Source organism: Enterococcus silesiacus (assembly GCF_001886225.1).
GTDB lineage: Bacteria > Bacillota > Bacilli > Lactobacillales > Enterococcaceae > Enterococcus_L > Enterococcus_L silesiacus.
In genome coordinates, this window is the sequence record NZ_JXLC01000003.1 from 127005 (window position 1) to 143413 (window position 16409).

Genomic DNA, 16409 nt, shown 5'->3' on the forward strand with positions numbered 1-16409 from the left:
GAATTAAAAAATGGAAATGTCAGCAACTCAATATACTGGATCAAACCAGTATAATACGCCAAATCGATCAACAGAATCTATTTTAAATAGTGATTTTTGGATGGATGGAATGGGAACAGTTACCCCTATTGTTCAATTAGAAGATGATCACTTGAGAAACATCCTTCTATTCATTTATAAGTCAAAGGATCGTTACTGGGTAAAATGTCACGATACATCATTTATCAAAGATTATAAAAATGGTGAAGAATTTTTCCAGCATGTCATTGTGCATAGTACTCTTTGGACTTCTATTTTGGATCATATCAATCGACCAGAAACTTCATTTAATTTTGAGTTCAGCATTCCAGGAGTAAAGTAATGGCTGGACCGGAAAAGAAAGTTGAAGACAAAATAAAAAAATATCTTGATTCTTTAGGTGCCTATTATTTGAAAGTACACGGATCGATGTATCAGCCTTCAGGTACTCCAGATATTTTAGCATGTGTAAACGGCCGTTTTATCGGAATTGAAGTAAAGCGAGCTGACGGAAAAGGTAGAGGATCCGCATTACAGAAAAGTAAAATCAAAAAAATTCAAGATGCAGGAGGTGTAGCTTTCTTTGCAAAATCAGTGGATGAAGTATCCGCAATGCTCAAGCATGAAAATGTTATATGAGTTTCAAAAACGAAGTGTTGAAATAGCAGACAGTAACTACCTGTTTGCCTTAGATACAGGTACGGGTAAAACGATCACTTCCATTCATCAATATTTGAAATGGTCAAAAGGTGAACCTTTATTGATAGTCGCTCCACCTCAGAAATTGAAAGAGGAAGGTTGGCGCAGAGATATTCAAGCAGTCTGTAATTTCTATAAGATCGAAATCACTTATGCAGAATTAAGCTTTGGAAAACTAGCAGACAGTTACATGCTGTATAAAGGTTGGTTCGTGATCATTGATGAAGCACATTACATTAAAAATCCGACAAGTAAAAGAGGTAAGGCAGCTGTCAAATTAACAAAGCAGTCTACACACTTTGAATTGTTAACTGCGACACCTGCTTCCAACGGCTGGGAAGATACGTACAACTATTTCATCATGTTCGGTTACTTCAAAAATAAGAAAGAAATGAATGATCGTCATGCATTATGGGGAACCATGTTTCTGGGGAATAGAAGAATACCAAAAATTGAAGGATGGAAATATGAAGAAGAACTCCAAGAAATGTACAACAGTTTTACTATCTCAATTAGTAAAGATGATGCGTTAGATCTGCCGCCATTAGTTATCAAAGATGTTCCATTTGTTAGGGCTAGTGAGTATCAAAAAATTTCTAAAGATCGTGTGTATGAAGATGTTGATTATGATACGCCATCTAAACTTGCTCATGGTTTGAGGTTCTATGCGAATCAGAAAGACAAATTGGAATATATAAAAATGCTGTTTGAAGGGACATTCAATAATATTGTAATTTTCTACTACTATCAGAAGGAAGTCGAAGAGCTAAAAAAAATGGCTAAAGGTAAAACAATTTTTGAAGTGAGTGGTCAGGCATCTAAGCTACCCCATAAAGAAACATGGGACAAACTAAAAAATTCAGTAACTTTTGTTCAATACATGGCTGGAAGTGCTGGCATTGAACTGCAGTATTCAAATTTAGTTGTCTTTTATACACCGACTTATTCTTATCAAGATTACAGTCAAGCTTTAGGTCGTGCATATCGGAATGGTCAAACGAAGAAAGTTACAGTGCTGCGTTTCATCACTCAAGCAACGATCGAACAAGCTGTTTATGAAGCATTAGAACAAAAGCAAGACTTTTCAGAAGAGTTGTATATGAAGACTAAATTGTAAGGAGAGTGAAGTAAATGTTCGGACTAGAAAAAACAGACAATAATGTAACCGAGAACCGGAGTTCATTTGTTGGCGGCTCAGATGTACCAGTCATTTTAGGTTTATCAAAATATAAAACACAGTACCAGCTGGCGCAAGAAAAAGCCGGAATTATTAAAGCAGAAAATATCAGTAATCCGTATATCCAATTCGGAAATAAGATGGAGCCATCTATTCGGGAATATATCAATACTAAAAACAGTTTACATTTTCATCCAGATACTTTCATCGATAGAGATGAAATGATTCGATCCAATGTAGATGGTATTGATGAAGAAAATAAAATTCTCTTAGAAATAAAAACTCATGGATCAAAACCGACTATGAAAGTATACGAAGCTCAGATGCAGCTGTATTTCCATCAAACAGGTTGCAATTATGGATGGTTGGCCATGTATCAACGACCTTCTGATTTTGATATGGAATTTGACTCAGCCAATTTAAAAATCAAAGAAATAGAACGAGATCAACTTGCAATCGAAAAAATACTTGATTCCATTGAGACATTCTGGATCCGTCTAGAATACTTGAAAGAATATCCTGATATGTCTGAAAAAGACTATTATTCAATCGGAAATGATGTAGATAAACTGGTTGCTCGTGTAGAGAAATTTGAACTGCAGATGATGGAATTCAAAGGAAAAGCAAAAATAATTGAGGCGCAACAAAAAGAATTCAGAGAGCAACTCTATCAAAAAATGGAAGAAAATGACATCAAAAAAATTGATACAGGTGATCTATTAATAACCAGAGTACTTCCGACTGTTCGTAAATCAGTTGATAGTACAAAGCTAAAAAAAGAACTTCCTGATGTGTATGAAAATTATCTTAAAGAATCTCAGGTCAAAGGATCAATCAGGATTAAAGCAAAGGCTGAATAATATGAAAGCTACTTCTAAAGAAATAAATCGTGTGGCCAATTATATAGAATCTAAATTGCTTCAAGAAGGTGTAGTTATACAAAGATATGATGCTTATTCAACGAATAGTGTTTATTTCAAGTTTGATTGCGGTCTATCGAATTCATTAAGGATTGGTGATCATGATGGAAAGAAAACTCTAAGTTATATGTTCATGGTGGATGTTACTCACTCTGGCCAGCGAATAGTCAAACAAGATAAGTTTACTCAGTATATCTATGCTGCAACAAAACAGCAACGAAAAAAAGCCGTTAAACATATTTTAGATCATAGAGAACGAAGGATCGTTCAATACGGTGGTTATGAAAATTATCGGACGCAAATGAAACATCAGTATATAAGCAGCAAAGGTCAGAAAGGATTTTGGTCACAAGCTGAATTTATAAATAAAAAGAGAGAAGGAATAAAAAATGATTAGACCACTAAAAACAACAAGAAAGTTTTATGCATCAACAAGAAAAGAAGCTGATGATCATATCGAAAAAATGATAAAAGAATCTGATGGTGTTGTCACAGGACAAAAGGTGAATCAAAAAGAGCACAAAGAAGCAGGTTCTTATTATGAATTCGAAGTTATTGAAGAATTAAATCGGAGCAGAGACATTTTAGACAATGGATTTTTAGGATAAGGAAGGAGAGAAAATAAATGTCGATTTTACCACCAAACAAACCACAAGTACCAAAAGACACACCTAGAAATTTTTTCATCTGGGGACCAACAATGGGCGGCAAGTCGTTTCTAGCAACACAATTTCCGAACCCAATTGTATTTAACACAGATGGGAATGCTGAGGCAAACACTGTTCCTTCAGTTCAACTTAGAAACATCAAAGATGAAAAAGGGAAAATAAAGCGTTCAGTGATCGATCAATTAGATAAATTAATCACTGCACTGCAAACCGAAAAACACACCTATCAAACAGTGGTTCTGGATGTTATCGATGACATTATTGTGATGCTCGAACAGTACATCTGTGACAAAGAAGATGTTGAAACGTTGGGCGATATTCCTTACGGGAAAGGTTACGCAGCCTTTACTAATATTTTTCAGCAGCTGGTTATTGAACTAAAATCATTGCCAATGAATGTAATCTACATTTCCAGAAATGCTTCTAAAATGGAAGGACTAACTGAAATAGAAATTCCTTCACTGAAAGAAAAACATCAAAATATCGTGAACGGGAATTGTGATTTATCTATTCAATGTAAGAAAGTAGGGAAAAATTATATCCGTGTAGCTAAAGCTAGAAGAAAAGACTACATGAGAGATCAAGTAGACGATCCGGCAATTTTAAAAATCTTAGATTCAATTACTGGGGTTTTTGGTAAATCTCCAAAAACTACGAAAAAACAGCAAGAAGCGATCGTCAAAGAAATTGAGAAAAAAGAAGATGTTTTAATTGCTGCAGAAACTAGTGAGGAAACTCCCAGTAAAGAAGCAATTGAAAAAACTGAATCAAAAAAAGAAACTGAGCCAGCAAGAAAAAAGACAGCTCCTGTTAATAAAGAAGCATCTAAAGTGGCAGCAAATACCACTGGGACAGGCAAACGAATTAAACCACAAATCTAAAACACTACTACAGAAAATGAAAGAGGTAATGAGACATGGGACTTAAAGATTTAGCAAATGAAGTTTTATCAAAATTTGATCCAAAGAATGACGATCCAAATGCAGGAGGATTTGATAATCTGCCAGATGGAGAATATGATGTGACACTAGCAAAAGCAGAACACAAAGTATTTGAAAAAAGTGGTTGGGAATGTCTGTCATTTGAAAATGAAGTGACTGTTGGAGAAGCTGCCGGCAGAAAAGAATTCATTAATATGAGTTTTGATCAAACTAGTACACCTGAATTTGTTTTAAGTAAAAATATCAAGTTGGTTGCAAAACTAGCAGCTATAATCGGACTATCCTTAACCGATGAAGATTGGGAAGACGAAACAACTATGGCTCAAGCCTTTCAAGACGGTATTGGAAGTCAATATGTTTTAAAAGTGACATCTTCACCAAATAAGAAAGATCCAACCAAACCATACAGGAATTTTGATTTCATTGCTTATGATGACGAGAGTGAGAATCCAAATGATCAGTATCCAGAGACAATTGATGATGAAGATCTTCCATATTAGAGGTGAGTGAATGTTTTTCTTAAACGGTACTGAAACATTTAAAACATATTTAGCCGCCGATACGAAGGAAGAACTGTTAAGAAAGGCAAATGAAGACTTTCCATCAACAATGCCAGCAAATAAAGATAAAGATTATTCCAGGGCAAAACTCATAGATCCAATTTATCCAGAACCTATGACAATTAAAGAAATTAGGTGCTGACGATGTTTACCTTTTATTGGTTATTTAAAAAAGAAAATTCCTTCACAGCAGTATTAAAAAATGATAAAGAAACTCAAATCATTACCGATAAGGAGAGCCTGAAAAAGGCTCTCGATACTGTCGGTTTTCTAGTGAGTTTTGGTAATTACTCAACTATGGATAAAGAAATAGCATTACTTCTTTCAAATGGAAAAAGTAAATACTTACAAAAAAACATTTCAATTGATTTATCTCAGGAGCTTGGGAATAAGACAATTGAAGAAATAGGTTTCCGTCTTGGTCACAATATGAAAGCCAAAACAGCTGCAGAGTTTTGTGAAAAGAGAATTGAGATTTGTGAGTACGTTTTTTCAAAGAGAGAAGAATATCTGGAGAGTAAATTTCAGATTGTGAAAGAGTTTGGATTGAACCCAAGGTTTGTAATGAAAACCCGAGCCAGTTTAGCTGCTGAAATTTTAAATGCCAAGAAGCAACCAAAGGCACCGAATATACTAATTTATGAGTACGATAAACGAATTCAACTGAATGAGCTACCAGAGAAATTGCTAACTTTCTATAATCGAATAAAAAAGAAGTACATCATTGATAAGGATGAGAAAATTAAATTTGAAAAAATAAAAATGTCCTTAGCTGGATTGACACACACTTTCGGTTTTGGTGGTGTTCATGCAGCGAAAGAAAAATACAAAGGTTCGGGACTGTATTTGTTGATCGATGTTCGTCAATTCTTTCCATCATTAATTTTAAACAATCAATTGTTTAGTACTGCAGTCAAGGATAAATCAGTTTTCAAAAAATTATATGATAAAAAAGTAGAAACAGGACAAGAAACATACAAAGTACTTATAGCAGCTATCAATGGAGCCATGAACAATCCTTATTCTAATTTGTATGATCCTCAAAAATTTTACTCAGTTACAGTAAACGGCCAATTGATCATCACGCATTTAATTATAATCTTAGAAAATTTCATTGAAGAATTGATTCAAACGAATACAGATGGAATAGTTGTGAAGATTAATCCAATATTTGAAACGATCATTAATGATTTGTTGGAAAGATGGTCAGCGCATTATGAACTTGATTTAAAGGTCACGAAAATAAAAAATATTTGGCAGCGAGATGTGAATAATTATATTTTTGAAACTACATCTGGCGAATTTGTAAAAAAAGGGATTTATTCAGATCTCAATTATTTAACCAGTGCTATTCCTGTGATTACTGAAGCCTTGATCGCATATTCATTACATGGAATAAAACCACAAAACTATCTAATTGATGCATTCAAAAATGAACCGATTGAAAAGTTCTATTACATTGGTAAAATTGCCAGAGGATATGAAGCCATTGAGCAACAACGAGGACTAACTTACAAAAAAATGAACAACACCGTTTGTGGAATTGCGACAAGTAATAAAAAATTTGGTGGGATTTATCAAACGAAGAATGATCTACATTCTAAATTGCCAGGATCACCAGTACATTTTTTATCTTATGATCATGCAACTAAACAAGATATTGATATGAGCTGGTACGTGGAAGAAGTTGAGAAATATATATATTAGGAGAGAACTGATCCAAATGAATAAATAAAAATCTTAGATGTGGGAGTATTTGGACAGGGTGAAACAGTGATACTTCTATATGCTAAAGGAGTAGAAAACAATTTAAAGGAGGATCATTGATTATGAAATATATTTTATGGGTTGTTTTAACTGTTTTTATATCAGCATATTTTACAAGAAAAAAAGGAAGCTTCAGCTTCCTAGGAGTTTTAATTGCGACAGTTATAGGTGTGTTGATATTAGCCCTTTGACATAAATATTATTAATGTAATTAAAAAGATAATAAAGAGGAGATCTAGCCAGTTGTTTTTAAAAAATAATCTATAGAAGCTAAAATTATCTTTATATTGTCGCCGGTTTAATCTGTATGCATTATTTCTAATTGGTACACCAATTTCTCTACAAACATTATCATAACGCATAGAGAACCTTTCAGAAAAGTATTCCCACTGTTCCATATACGAGGAAGAGTCGGCTTTTGCCATTCTTTCAGCATAAATTTTGACAGAGGGAAAATAATAATTATCGGCTGAATCACATATTTCGATAATTTGATTTCCTATTTTATTTACTTCTATCTTCGTCATTTCTTTGGAAAATAACTGATACTCTACCAATGAATATATAGGCGAATAACACTTTTCAAATATAAGTCTAGCAGTTTGCTGTTTCTCTGGTCTTGAAATATGTCTAGAAGTAAGGATACTTGTAAAAATTGCTATGATAGCAGTTAGTCCGATATTTAGAATGTTGATTTGATTCTCATCCAGTTTCATTTTATCACCCCGATAAAATTATAACGTAAATTAATAAAAATTTATACGAAAATCCAGAAAGGAAATTTAAATGGGAAAAACTAAGTCAAAAATCAAAAAGAAAAAACGCCGGCAGAAAGAAAAAGCTTCTAATTAATGGCACAGCAAAGAATAAAAAATAGTATTTTACAACTAACATCAAGGCAGGTGATAAGACAGTGTGCTTAATTTCATAAAACTTGAACCAGGGAAAAAGAAACCTGATCAACAAAATTTAGATGATTTTTATACAGATATAAAAAAGTTAAGTGATGCAGCAGTACGATTAGATGACAGTACAGTTGTAATTGATTTCGATGAATATCCAGAAATCGGTAAAGCGATGGTGAAGAAATATCCAACGTTCTGGGTTGAAACTAAACGAGGAATTCATCTGTACTACAAACGGCCGATCCAAATTAATGGCCACAAAATTCTTTTAAGAAACTGGACCAAGAAAAATACTGTCATCGGTGCGCTTGTTGATTATAAAACAGGGAACAAATCCACTGTCACAATTAAACAAAATGGAAAGCTTAGAAAGATACACGGTTCTTTTGAAATGTGGAATGATCTTCCGCCGCTTCCAATCGAATTATTTCCAGTTCGATTAAAGTCTTCTTTGACTGGAATGGGCGAAGGTAGTCGGAACAGCTCTTTATACAGTCAGCTATTGACTACTAGGGAAATGTACGAGCTAGACTATGACACGTTAATAAAGATGGGGGAAACGATCAACGAGTTAGTTTTCTCTGATCCGATCCCAAATAGTGATGTTATCTCAGTAGTGAATTCTGTAAATGAAAAAGAGATCCTTCAAAATTTAGTTCTCAACCCAAGCGATATGATCGCTACTAGTGAAGCCTTAGCCAAAGAGTTAGAAGTAAAATTTTTCAACGGATCTCTCTTTCATAGGGAAAATAATTACTGGATAAATGATAAAAATAAATTATTGCGAAAAATAGATAAGCGAATAAAATTGCTACCGAATAAATGGAAGCAGCTGGTTGATCTATTTCCTGTAAAAGGGGAATTGATTGAAGTATACGATTTTCCCATTCAGTTTAAAAATGATTATATGTTGGATGGTGCCGATATTATTCCGATGGCTACAAAAGAATTCACACCATTTTTCTTAAATGCTGAATACAATCCGGATGCTTATGATGAACATGTTGATAAATTCCTAGACTTTTTAAGCAGTGAGAAAAAGGATCTCAGAAATATCATTGAAGATATGCTTGGCCATGTACTTATGACTCAAGGCTTTCCTCATAAAGTATTTTTCCTAGTCGGATCATCTGGCGCAAACGGAAAATCAACATTTTTGGAAATGCTAAATTCATTCATCGGGGATTTAGGGTTGAATCTTGCCTTAGAGCAGTTCAACGATCAAACCTCTGTCATGGAGCTGGAAGGAAAGCTTGTCAATGTCGGTGATGATATCGATGCTGGATATATGGAAAAATCAATGAACTTTAAAACTTTAGCTTCAGGAAATACGATTATGGTTCGTCCAATCTATTCAAAACCTTATAAATTAAAAAATAAGGCGACGCTTATTTTTACAGCTAACGAAATGCCAACATTCAAAGATAAATCTGGAGGGATAGCAAGACGTATTGTGATCATTCCTTGTGATAATAAAGTAAAAAAAGCCGATCCAAAGATTGACGAGAAACTTTCTTCAGATAATGCAAAATCTTATCTATTAAATATCGCATTAAATTCTATGCAACGGATAATGAATAACGGCGGCCGCCTCTCCACTTCCGAAACAGTCGACAAGATCACAGATGAGTACTTTGTAGAAAGTGATTCTATTCTTGGATTTATTCATCAAGATGGAATTGATGAAAATATGACAACTAAAGGTGTATACGATGAATATTTAAAATATTGTGAAGAAGCTGGAACTAAGCCTTATTCTCAAACTAAATTTACTCAACGCCTTAAATCTACTGGTTTTGAGAAAAAAGAACGACGAATGATGGGGAAAAAATACTACTATTACAAATTAATTGATAAAAAATAGCAATCCCTACTTTTAGTAGGAGTCCCCACTTTGTCCCTACTTTTTTTGTGAAAGTGAGGACTGCTCAAACCGTTGGCACAACAGTGTTTATATAGTGTAGTCCCTACTATCCCTACTTTTTTTATTACTTAAAGAAAAAAGAGAGGAATATATATAATAATAATAAATATATATAGGGCCTGAAAAAAGTGCGGATAGTAGGGACGATTTGCTTAACCCCTTAAGAGAGTAAGTTTTAAGCAGTCCCTACTTTTAATTTTAAAGTGGGGACAAAGTAGGGACTATCCCTACTTTGTAAAATAAAAATAAAGAAGGTGATTCATCATTTATGAGTGGGTTAATTCAATAGTTCATATTGATCATGAGTTATATGAGTTAAAAATAACTTTAGAAATTAATAGAAGAGAACTCTCACGATGGCAAAATTATTTAGATGGTGATGATGGAGACCTTGCAAAGCATCAGACATTTTTAACTGCTTTGCATAAACAAAAACAACTAAAAGGAGTGATTGAAGAATTGGATCAACGAGTTGAAAAATTAGAAAAAGAACGTGAGGAGATTATTCAGCTCATTGATAAGTTCAATGGATTGAATCAACGAATTTTAAAATTGAAATATGTTGAAGGGTTAACATTAGAATCAATTGCTGATGAGCTGGGATACAGTTACTCATACATTAAAAATAAACATGCTGAAATTATGAGGATGATTCGCTTCACTAAAAGAGTATAATGAAAAAGAGACACTTAATTGTGCCTCTTCATGTTAAAAAATTACTCCTTTTTGACTTTCCATAAAATTTCTTGCTGACTCCAAAAGCTCATTCACTTCGAATCTATTAAGTCCTCTAGAAGGCATTTCTTTTGAGTATACAAACTCAATTTGTTTAAAGATACTTGACTTAATAAAATCTTCAGGTTCAATATCAACAGGTATTTTTTGATTTTCCATTAATTTAGCGATATCCTTAACCATTCTATTCTTAGGAAAACGTTTATTTAATGGTTGAGAGTATTCTATATCCATACTTGAGTACATATTATTTACTCGTTTAAAAATCATGTCTATTTTGTCATCCATCCTTGATAGTGCTTCAGACTGTCCGATCGTTTCTTCACCTATAGTTTTAACTGTGATATGCTTAAAGTTCTTTAAAAATGGTGAATAATCTGTATCTTTTAATGATTTTTCGTACGTCTTAATGATTTTTTCTTTTAATAATTCTTGAAATTTTAATATCTCTGTATGCCTTAAATCTGCTGGATATGTCACATGTTCAATCATCGAGATATCAAACATATAATCAGTTTTGTTATCTTTAATGATAACAACTGGTTTATCAAATGCTAATCTCAATCCAAGCTCTAACATAACATTGCCATTTCTTCCGCTAATATCTACGACTACAATTGGATCGTCATAAATATTATTTACGATACTATTATGAATAATATCAATTTCTCCAGCTGATTCACTAACCATTCTTGGTATAAAATCATGTTCAACAATATCTTTAATGGTATCAATTAAAATTGTTTTAACATCTAAAAATTGTTCATTAGGGTAGCCCAGCATAGGAGCTAAAGGCATTATTAGTCCGCAATTTATTTCTTTAGATTTTTCTATAGAGACTTCCTTTTTAGAAGAGTTTTTATTCTCTTTAGTCATATATTCACATCCTTTTATACTAATATACCACATTAGTATAGTACGTACAGTACTAAGATAGTACCGACATATTGATTTTTTAATGATATTCTATTAGTGTAGAAAATTTCGAGAGGACATTTCACTTTTGTGAGATGTCTTTTTTATCTATTATATAACGCCTTTAAATTCATTTATATCTTTTAAAGTAACGTGTAACAGGTTTATAAAATAACTTGTATTACCCCCTTACCCAAGTTAATATACATACAACAAAACGATAAGGAGATGTAAACAATGCAAAAAATTACAGAGATGAACGGCTATATTTTATTTGAAGACAAAGAAGGATTTGACATAATGGTCAAATATCCAAATAAAGACTTTTATCCATTTATGCATATTCTTGATCCAAGTTTTCATACAAAAAATAATGAGAAATATGATATTCAAATAAACACCGTATCAAATGGACCGCAAAATATTGAAGGGTTAAAACATACTATAGAACAATATGAAAAAGCTATTGAGGCTGCTGAATATTTCAAAACAGTTTTAAAAGATAACAAAAATATGGAATTTATTTAAAAGCCCTCAAAATTGGGCTTTTTATTTTGGAGGAAAATATGAACATACAAAAAATGAATTTATCCGATCTTAAACCTGCGGATTACAATCCGAGAGTAGATTTAAAACCGGGCATGCCAGAATATGAAAAATTAAAAAAATCGATTGAAGAGTTTGGATTTATTGATCCGCCGATATTTAATAAACAGACAGGTCATCTTGTTGGTGGTCATCAGCGTGTTTCTGTGGCCAAAGACTTGGGTATTTCTTCTATTGAAGTGTCTGTGATCGATATTTCATTAGAAAAAGAAAAACAACTGAATATTGCTTTAAATAAAATCTCAGGACAGTGGGATGAAAATAAACTTGCTATGCTGTTAAAGACATTCAAGGATTATGAGGTTGAGCTATCGGGTTTTGATCCATCTGAAGCGACAGATTTAATTGATCGATTTGAATATAATATGGAAATCGAAAAACAGATTGAAGAAGACGCCTTCGATGTTGATTATGCTATTAAAGAAATAAAGAAAAATGGTCCGGTAGCAAAGTATGGTGATATCTGGCAGTTGGGTTCCCATCGATTAATGTGTGGTGATGCCACTATTATTTCAGATATTGATCAATTAATGGATGGAGAATCTGCGGATCTAGTTGTCACTGATCCACCATATAATGTTGCAGTACAATCTGAAAATGAAGAATTGTCTGGTTCTGGACGAGAATCAATACTGAATGATGATATGAGTGATGAAGAGTTTAAATCGTTTCTTCATGGTGTTTTTGCTGGTTACAATCATTTGATGTCAGATCATTCAGCTATTTATGTTTTCCATGCATCCAGTACTCAACGAGAATTTGAAAATGCAATGAATGATAATAATATTCTAGTTCGTTCACAATGCATCTGGGTTAAAAACTCTGCGTCTAATGGTTGGAGCCAGTACAAATGGCAGCATGAACCAGTGTTTTATGCTTATAAAAAGAAATACGCCCCTTTTTGGCAAGGTAATCGTAAACAGTCAACAATTTGGCGTGATGACTTGCTAGAAGATCTGCCATCTACTATATGGGAGTGTAGCCGTGGTAATGTGAATGCTTATGTTCATCCTACACAAAAACCGTTATCTCTATTAGCTATTCCTATAAGAAATAGTTCAAAAATAGGTAACTTAGTTGTGGATCTATTCGGCGGATCTGGTTCTACTCTTATGTGTGCTCATGAATTAGATCGTCGCTGTTACACATTAGAGCTTGATCCTACTTTTTGCGATGTGATCATAAAACGATTTGAAGAATCAACGGGTACCAAAGCAATGAAAATTAATTAGTTTGTTACATTATCATCTTTCGGGAACTTGTAACGATTTGGTGATTAATAATAAAAAAAGAAGCCGAGTGCTACTAACACTCGACTCTCACACGAGGATATCTCCCCGAAGACACTGAGAAAGACCGACGTCGGTTTTCAACAGCTCAGTGTCTTTCACTATTTAAACATAGCGGGGGGCTTTTCGCAAATGGAAATAAAAGACGAATTACCAAACATAGATTTAGAATATGAATTAGAAAAGGCATTAGAACGTGCTGAATCAGTTGAGGAATATAAAAAAATTATACGGGTTGCACTTGGTCAATGGTTACAAAATTTAAAAAGTGGCCAGATTAAGCTCAATTCCGTTGGTGATTTGAAAGTTTTGATTGAAGCTGACTTGATGCTGAAAGAAATAGAAAAATGATGTATACTCTATTAGTATTATTGTAAAGAGGGGGATATGTGTATGAGAAATGAGAATTTAAGAATAAGAATTTCAGTAAGTTTATTTGTAAGTTCTATTCTAACAAGTGTTCTATCCTATAAACTTATGGACAATTGGAATTATTTATCTTCAATTTCTAAAGATTTAATTAGCTATAAAAGTGAGGTAATGGGAACTATAGGGATACTTATCCTGATAGGATTTTACGGTTTAGTATTTGGCCTTACACCAATGTTTAATGATACAAAAAAACGTAGAGTCAGTGCTTTGACAATGTCAGTTTTAGGTATTGTACTCGTTTTAATAGGGATTTTTTCACAACTGAAGGAAGTTGGAACCACTGGGCCAAAATTTTTAATAGTGAGTAGTCTCTTTTTTATGATAGCTTTAAGCATTCTCATAGAAATAAGTATATTCATGATGGAACTATTATATAAAAAATTTATGCTACTGGATGAGAAAAATAGGATAACATTAATAATTCCAATTATTACATTTTTATTAGGGATGCTATTTAGAAAGTAGAAAACAAAACTCAACAAAAAAACGATCGTGAGGTGGTGTGATATGGATGGCTAGACAGCGAGATCCAAAACGCGACCAAGCGTTGGAAATATTTATAGAACATAACGGAGAGGTGACTAATAGAAAAGTTGCCTCTCTTTTAAGTGTTCCTGAAAAAACTATTTCAGCGTGGAAGTCTCGTGATAAATGGAGTGCAGTACTGCAAAATAATGATTGTAGTACTGCAAAAGAAAAGTGTAGTACTACGAATAAAGGTGGCGCACCTCGGGGGAATCAAAATGCTAAAGGAAATAAGGGCAATCAACATGCATCACCTCCAGAAGGTAATAAAAATGCTGTTAAGACTGGAGAGTATGAAAAATTATATTTTGACCTATTATCCGAAGATGAAAAGTCTGTATATTTGATGAACTTCACATCAGACCAACGTCTGGAACAAGATATCAGAGAACTCTCATTAAGAAAATATCGAATGATGAAGCGTATTACGTCAGCTGAAGATAATTTAAATGAATCTGAAATGATTCTCCTTCATGAATTACGAGATCGTAAGAGATATATTGAATCAAATGGTAAAAAAATAAAGATTACTGAACCTGAATTAATTATTACCGAAAAAAGGGAAAAAATTTCTCCGAAAATTGATAATATTTTAAGGCTAGAAGATGCACTAACTAGAATCAGTAATCAATTAGCAAAATCGCTTAAATTAAAAAATGAATTAGAGCTATCGGAAAAGAAAAAAGCACTTATTGAAGCACAAGCCAGAATTGCATCCTTAAAAGCTGATGAACTTGAGCTGGAAATTGTACCTCAGGCTAATCCTACTAATGATAACGATGAGGTGCCAGATGACATTGATGATGAGATTGCTAAATTAGAACAAGAGTTAGGGATTGATCATAATGGATAAAGTTCAATACTATCTAAAATTGAAAAGATTACAGGAATTAAAACGATCAGCAGAAAATGAACTTAAAATTGAACAAGCCAGAGAAGATTTCTTTTCATATTGTCAGCTCATGATTCCAGAAGTTTATAAAGAGGAACGTGGGTATTTAGTAGAACTATGCAATGAATTTCAAGAGTTTCTCGAAAGTGATGACGATCTACTCCTATTGAATCTTCCACCAAGACACTGTAAGTCGCTTACTGCTGGTCGCTGTGTGGAATGGTCTTTGGGGCGTGATCCTTCGTTAAGAGTGGCCACTGGCTCCTACAATGAAGATATGGCCACTGACTTTTCAAAAGAGGTGAGAGATACCATTTCTGAGATAAAAGTCGATGATAACATTGTTTACTCTGACATTTTCCCTAATGTGAAAATCAAAAGAGGATCTTCTGCAGCTAAACGCTGGGCTTTGAGGGGTACAAAGTTATCTTATCTTGCAACTTCACCAGGAGGTTCAGCTACGGGTAAAGGGTTTGACTTATTATTTGTAGATGATGTAATCAAAGGGATCGCTGACGCCACAAACGAATTTGCATTGGAAAAACAATGGGACTGGTTCACCAAGCAAATGATTTCACGTGTTGAAAAAGGCGGAAAAATCGTTGTAATTATGACTCGTTGGCATTCTAAAGATTTGGCTGGAAGAATCGAATCTGAAATGCCAGAAATGGGATATAAGCTCCGCATCATCAAAAAGAAAGCTCTTATCGATGAAAAAAAAGAAGAAATGCTATGCTCAGATATCTTATCTTTTGAAGATTATAAAAAGAAACGTGCTGCAATTGGTGTGGATATAGCTTCAGCAAACTACCAGCAAGAACCGATTGATATTAAAGGAAGATTATATTTAGAAGGATTCAAGGAATATGAACTATCAACGATGCCTGAAATCGTTCATACGTATTCTTATACAGATACTGCTGATGAAGGCGACGATAAACATGCGATGTATATTTTTGGCCAGACGATTAATAACCAAGCTTATATTCTGGATGTTCTTTATACAATAGAAGATCAAGGAGTAACAAGAGATAAAACTGTAGAAATGCTTCATAAAAATGAAGTGAATACAGCATGGTTTGAATCCAATAATGGCGGTACTGGATACGCCAGAAGTGTCAAGGATAAAATGAAAGAAGCACATCATACAAATCAAACAGTGATCAAATGGTTTCATCAATCGAAAAATAAGAAAGCTCGTATTATTACCAATGCACCTTGGATAATGGAAAACGTGTTTTTCCCAAAGAGGTGGAAACACAGATGGCCTGAATTATATGAGGACTTGCTATCTTATCAGAGACAAGGGAGAAACAAGCATGATGATGCTCCGGATGGTCTCACTGGCATTGCTGAAATATGTGCTAACAAGTTGAGAGCAAAAAGCCAATCAAAAGAAAAAAATTATAAACGTATTAAACGTATGTTTTAAAGGA

General features: G+C 33.6%; 21 protein-coding genes. 19 read left to right on the plus strand and 2 right to left on the minus strand.

Going from position 1 to position 16409, the window contains the following annotated elements; all coding sequences use genetic code 11:
• Positions 1-10: 10 nt before the first annotated feature.
• The 11 genes from RV15_RS03030 (at position 11) to RV15_RS19040 (ending at position 6941) form a co-directional block, all read left to right on the plus strand.
• Positions 11-361: a hypothetical protein gene (locus tag RV15_RS03030; RefSeq protein WP_217265796.1), complete on the plus strand. Its 351-nt coding sequence runs from the start codon at positions 11-13 to the stop codon at positions 359-361.
• On the plus strand, positions 361-657 hold the full coding sequence (locus RV15_RS03035; protein ID WP_071876580.1) for a VRR-NUC domain-containing protein: 297 nt from the start codon (positions 361-363) through the stop codon (positions 655-657). The genes RV15_RS03030 and RV15_RS03035 overlap by 1 nt, the downstream gene beginning before the upstream one ends.
• The gene (locus tag RV15_RS03040) at positions 647-1834 is read left to right on the plus strand and encodes an SNF2-related protein (RefSeq protein WP_071876677.1); all 1188 of its coding nucleotides are present in this window, start codon (positions 647-649) and stop codon (positions 1832-1834) included. Before RV15_RS03035 ends, RV15_RS03040 begins: the two co-directional genes overlap by 11 nt.
• A 14-nt stretch (positions 1835-1848) precedes the next feature.
• Positions 1849-2754 carry a lambda-exonuclease family protein gene (locus RV15_RS03045; protein WP_071876581.1) on the plus strand — a complete coding sequence of 302 codons (906 nt, stop codon included), beginning with the start codon at positions 1849-1851 and terminating at the stop codon, positions 2752-2754.
• Position 2755: 1 nt separating this feature from the next.
• The gene (locus RV15_RS03050; RefSeq protein ID WP_071876582.1) at positions 2756-3211 is read left to right on the plus strand and encodes a hypothetical protein; all 456 of its coding nucleotides are present in this window, start codon (positions 2756-2758) and stop codon (positions 3209-3211) included.
• Complete coding sequence (locus tag RV15_RS03055) at positions 3204-3422, plus strand: hypothetical protein (protein ID WP_071876583.1); 219 nt, start codon at positions 3204-3206, stop codon at positions 3420-3422. Before RV15_RS03050 ends, RV15_RS03055 begins: the two co-directional genes overlap by 8 nt.
• A 17-nt stretch (positions 3423-3439) precedes the next feature.
• Positions 3440-4363: an AAA family ATPase gene (locus tag RV15_RS03060; RefSeq protein WP_071876584.1), complete on the plus strand. Its 924-nt coding sequence runs from the start codon at positions 3440-3442 to the stop codon at positions 4361-4363.
• 35 nt (positions 4364-4398) lie between these two features.
• Positions 4399-4923: a DUF669 domain-containing protein gene (locus RV15_RS03065; protein ID WP_071876585.1), complete on the plus strand. Its 525-nt coding sequence runs from the start codon at positions 4399-4401 to the stop codon at positions 4921-4923.
• Positions 4924-4933: 10 nt separating this feature from the next.
• Positions 4934-5125, plus strand: coding sequence for a hypothetical protein (locus RV15_RS03070; protein WP_071876586.1), 192 nt, complete (start codon positions 4934-4936; stop codon positions 5123-5125).
• A gap of 2 nt (positions 5126-5127) precedes the next feature.
• Positions 5128-6690: a hypothetical protein gene (locus RV15_RS03075; RefSeq protein WP_071876587.1), complete on the plus strand. Its 1563-nt coding sequence runs from the start codon at positions 5128-5130 to the stop codon at positions 6688-6690.
• A gap of 122 nt (positions 6691-6812) precedes the next feature.
• Positions 6813-6941, plus strand: coding sequence for a hypothetical protein (locus tag RV15_RS19040; RefSeq protein ID WP_281246820.1), 129 nt, complete (start codon positions 6813-6815; stop codon positions 6939-6941).
• On the opposite strand, the gene RV15_RS03080 is transcribed toward RV15_RS19040, so the two are convergent.
• Positions 6930-7466, minus strand: a complete 537-nt coding sequence (locus RV15_RS03080) for a hypothetical protein (RefSeq protein ID WP_071876588.1) — start codon at positions 7464-7466, stop codon at positions 6930-6932. The genes RV15_RS19040 and RV15_RS03080 overlap by 12 nt on opposite strands.
• A gap of 199 nt (positions 7467-7665) precedes the next feature.
• Between RV15_RS03080 and RV15_RS03085 the strand changes: the two genes are divergently transcribed.
• Positions 7666-9519: a DNA primase family protein gene (locus RV15_RS03085; RefSeq protein WP_071876589.1), complete on the plus strand. Its 1854-nt coding sequence runs from the start codon at positions 7666-7668 to the stop codon at positions 9517-9519.
• 354 nt (positions 9520-9873) lie between these two features.
• Positions 9874-10254 (plus strand): sigma factor-like helix-turn-helix DNA-binding protein, encoded by a 381-nt coding sequence (locus RV15_RS03090; protein WP_071876590.1) that lies wholly within the window; start codon positions 9874-9876, stop codon positions 10252-10254.
• 33 nt (positions 10255-10287) lie between these two features.
• Here the strand turns inward: RV15_RS03090 and RV15_RS03095 are convergent, their stop codons facing one another.
• The gene (locus RV15_RS03095; RefSeq protein WP_071876591.1) at positions 10288-11190 is read right to left on the minus strand and encodes a hypothetical protein; all 903 of its coding nucleotides are present in this window, start codon (positions 11188-11190) and stop codon (positions 10288-10290) included.
• 276 nt (positions 11191-11466) lie between these two features.
• On the opposite strand from RV15_RS03095, the gene RV15_RS03100 reads away from it, so the two are divergent.
• From RV15_RS03100 to terL, 6 genes are all read left to right on the plus strand, one after another.
• Positions 11467-11757, plus strand: a complete 291-nt coding sequence (locus RV15_RS03100) for a hypothetical protein (protein WP_071876592.1) — start codon at positions 11467-11469, stop codon at positions 11755-11757.
• Positions 11758-11795: 38 nt separating this feature from the next.
• Positions 11796-13067, plus strand: a complete 1272-nt coding sequence (locus tag RV15_RS03105; RefSeq protein ID WP_071876593.1) for a site-specific DNA-methyltransferase — start codon at positions 11796-11798, stop codon at positions 13065-13067.
• Between the two features lie 189 nt (positions 13068-13256).
• Positions 13257-13475, plus strand: coding sequence for a hypothetical protein (locus RV15_RS03110; RefSeq protein ID WP_083429081.1), 219 nt, complete (start codon positions 13257-13259; stop codon positions 13473-13475).
• Positions 13476-13517: 42 nt separating this feature from the next.
• Positions 13518-14021: a hypothetical protein gene (locus RV15_RS03115; RefSeq protein WP_071876594.1), complete on the plus strand. Its 504-nt coding sequence runs from the start codon at positions 13518-13520 to the stop codon at positions 14019-14021.
• 46 nt (positions 14022-14067) lie between these two features.
• Complete coding sequence (gene terS, locus RV15_RS03120; protein ID WP_071876595.1) at positions 14068-14934, plus strand: phage terminase small subunit; 867 nt, start codon at positions 14068-14070, stop codon at positions 14932-14934.
• Positions 14927-16405 (plus strand): phage terminase large subunit, encoded by a 1479-nt coding sequence (gene terL, locus RV15_RS03125; RefSeq protein WP_071876596.1) that lies wholly within the window; start codon positions 14927-14929, stop codon positions 16403-16405. Before terS ends, terL begins: the two co-directional genes overlap by 8 nt.
• Positions 16406-16409 lie beyond the last annotated feature (4 nt).

Excerpts from the sequence above, each read along its gene's own strand:
- RV15_RS03055 (WP_071876583.1), top strand. The coding sequence starts at position 3,204 with ATGATTAGACCACTAAAAACAACAAGAAAGTTTTATGCATCAACAAGA.
- RV15_RS03060 (WP_071876584.1), top strand. The coding sequence starts at position 3,440 with ATGTCGATTTTACCACCAAACAAACCACAAGTACCAAAAGACACACCT.
- RV15_RS03050 (WP_071876582.1), top strand. The coding sequence starts at position 2,756 with ATGAAAGCTACTTCTAAAGAAATAAATCGTGTGGCCAATTATATAGAA.
- RV15_RS19040 (WP_281246820.1), top strand. The coding sequence starts at position 6,813 with ATGAAATATATTTTATGGGTTGTTTTAACTGTTTTTATATCAGCATAT.
- RV15_RS03065 (WP_071876585.1), top strand. The coding sequence starts at position 4,399 with ATGGGACTTAAAGATTTAGCAAATGAAGTTTTATCAAAATTTGATCCA.
- terS (WP_071876595.1), top strand. The coding sequence starts at position 14,068 with ATGGCTAGACAGCGAGATCCAAAACGCGACCAAGCGTTGGAAATATTT.
- RV15_RS03075 (WP_071876587.1), top strand. The coding sequence starts at position 5,128 with ATGTTTACCTTTTATTGGTTATTTAAAAAAGAAAATTCCTTCACAGCA.
- RV15_RS03030 (WP_217265796.1), top strand. The coding sequence starts at position 11 with ATGGAAATGTCAGCAACTCAATATACTGGATCAAACCAGTATAATACG.
- RV15_RS03035 (WP_071876580.1), top strand. The coding sequence starts at position 361 with ATGGCTGGACCGGAAAAGAAAGTTGAAGACAAAATAAAAAAATATCTT.
- RV15_RS03095 (WP_071876591.1), bottom strand. The coding sequence starts at position 11,190 with ATGACTAAAGAGAATAAAAACTCTTCTAAAAAGGAAGTCTCTATAGAA.
- terL (WP_071876596.1), top strand. The coding sequence starts at position 14,927 with ATGGATAAAGTTCAATACTATCTAAAATTGAAAAGATTACAGGAATTA.
- RV15_RS03045 (WP_071876581.1), top strand. The coding sequence starts at position 1,849 with ATGTTCGGACTAGAAAAAACAGACAATAATGTAACCGAGAACCGGAGT.
- RV15_RS03040 (WP_071876677.1), top strand. The coding sequence starts at position 647 with ATGTTATATGAGTTTCAAAAACGAAGTGTTGAAATAGCAGACAGTAAC.
- RV15_RS03100 (WP_071876592.1), top strand. The coding sequence starts at position 11,467 with ATGCAAAAAATTACAGAGATGAACGGCTATATTTTATTTGAAGACAAA.
- RV15_RS03110 (WP_083429081.1), top strand. The coding sequence starts at position 13,257 with ATGGAAATAAAAGACGAATTACCAAACATAGATTTAGAATATGAATTA.
- RV15_RS03070 (WP_071876586.1), top strand. The coding sequence starts at position 4,934 with ATGTTTTTCTTAAACGGTACTGAAACATTTAAAACATATTTAGCCGCC.
- RV15_RS03115 (WP_071876594.1), top strand. The coding sequence starts at position 13,518 with ATGAGAAATGAGAATTTAAGAATAAGAATTTCAGTAAGTTTATTTGTA.
- RV15_RS03105 (WP_071876593.1), top strand. The coding sequence starts at position 11,796 with ATGAACATACAAAAAATGAATTTATCCGATCTTAAACCTGCGGATTAC.
- RV15_RS03080 (WP_071876588.1), bottom strand. The coding sequence starts at position 7,466 with ATGAAACTGGATGAGAATCAAATCAACATTCTAAATATCGGACTAACT.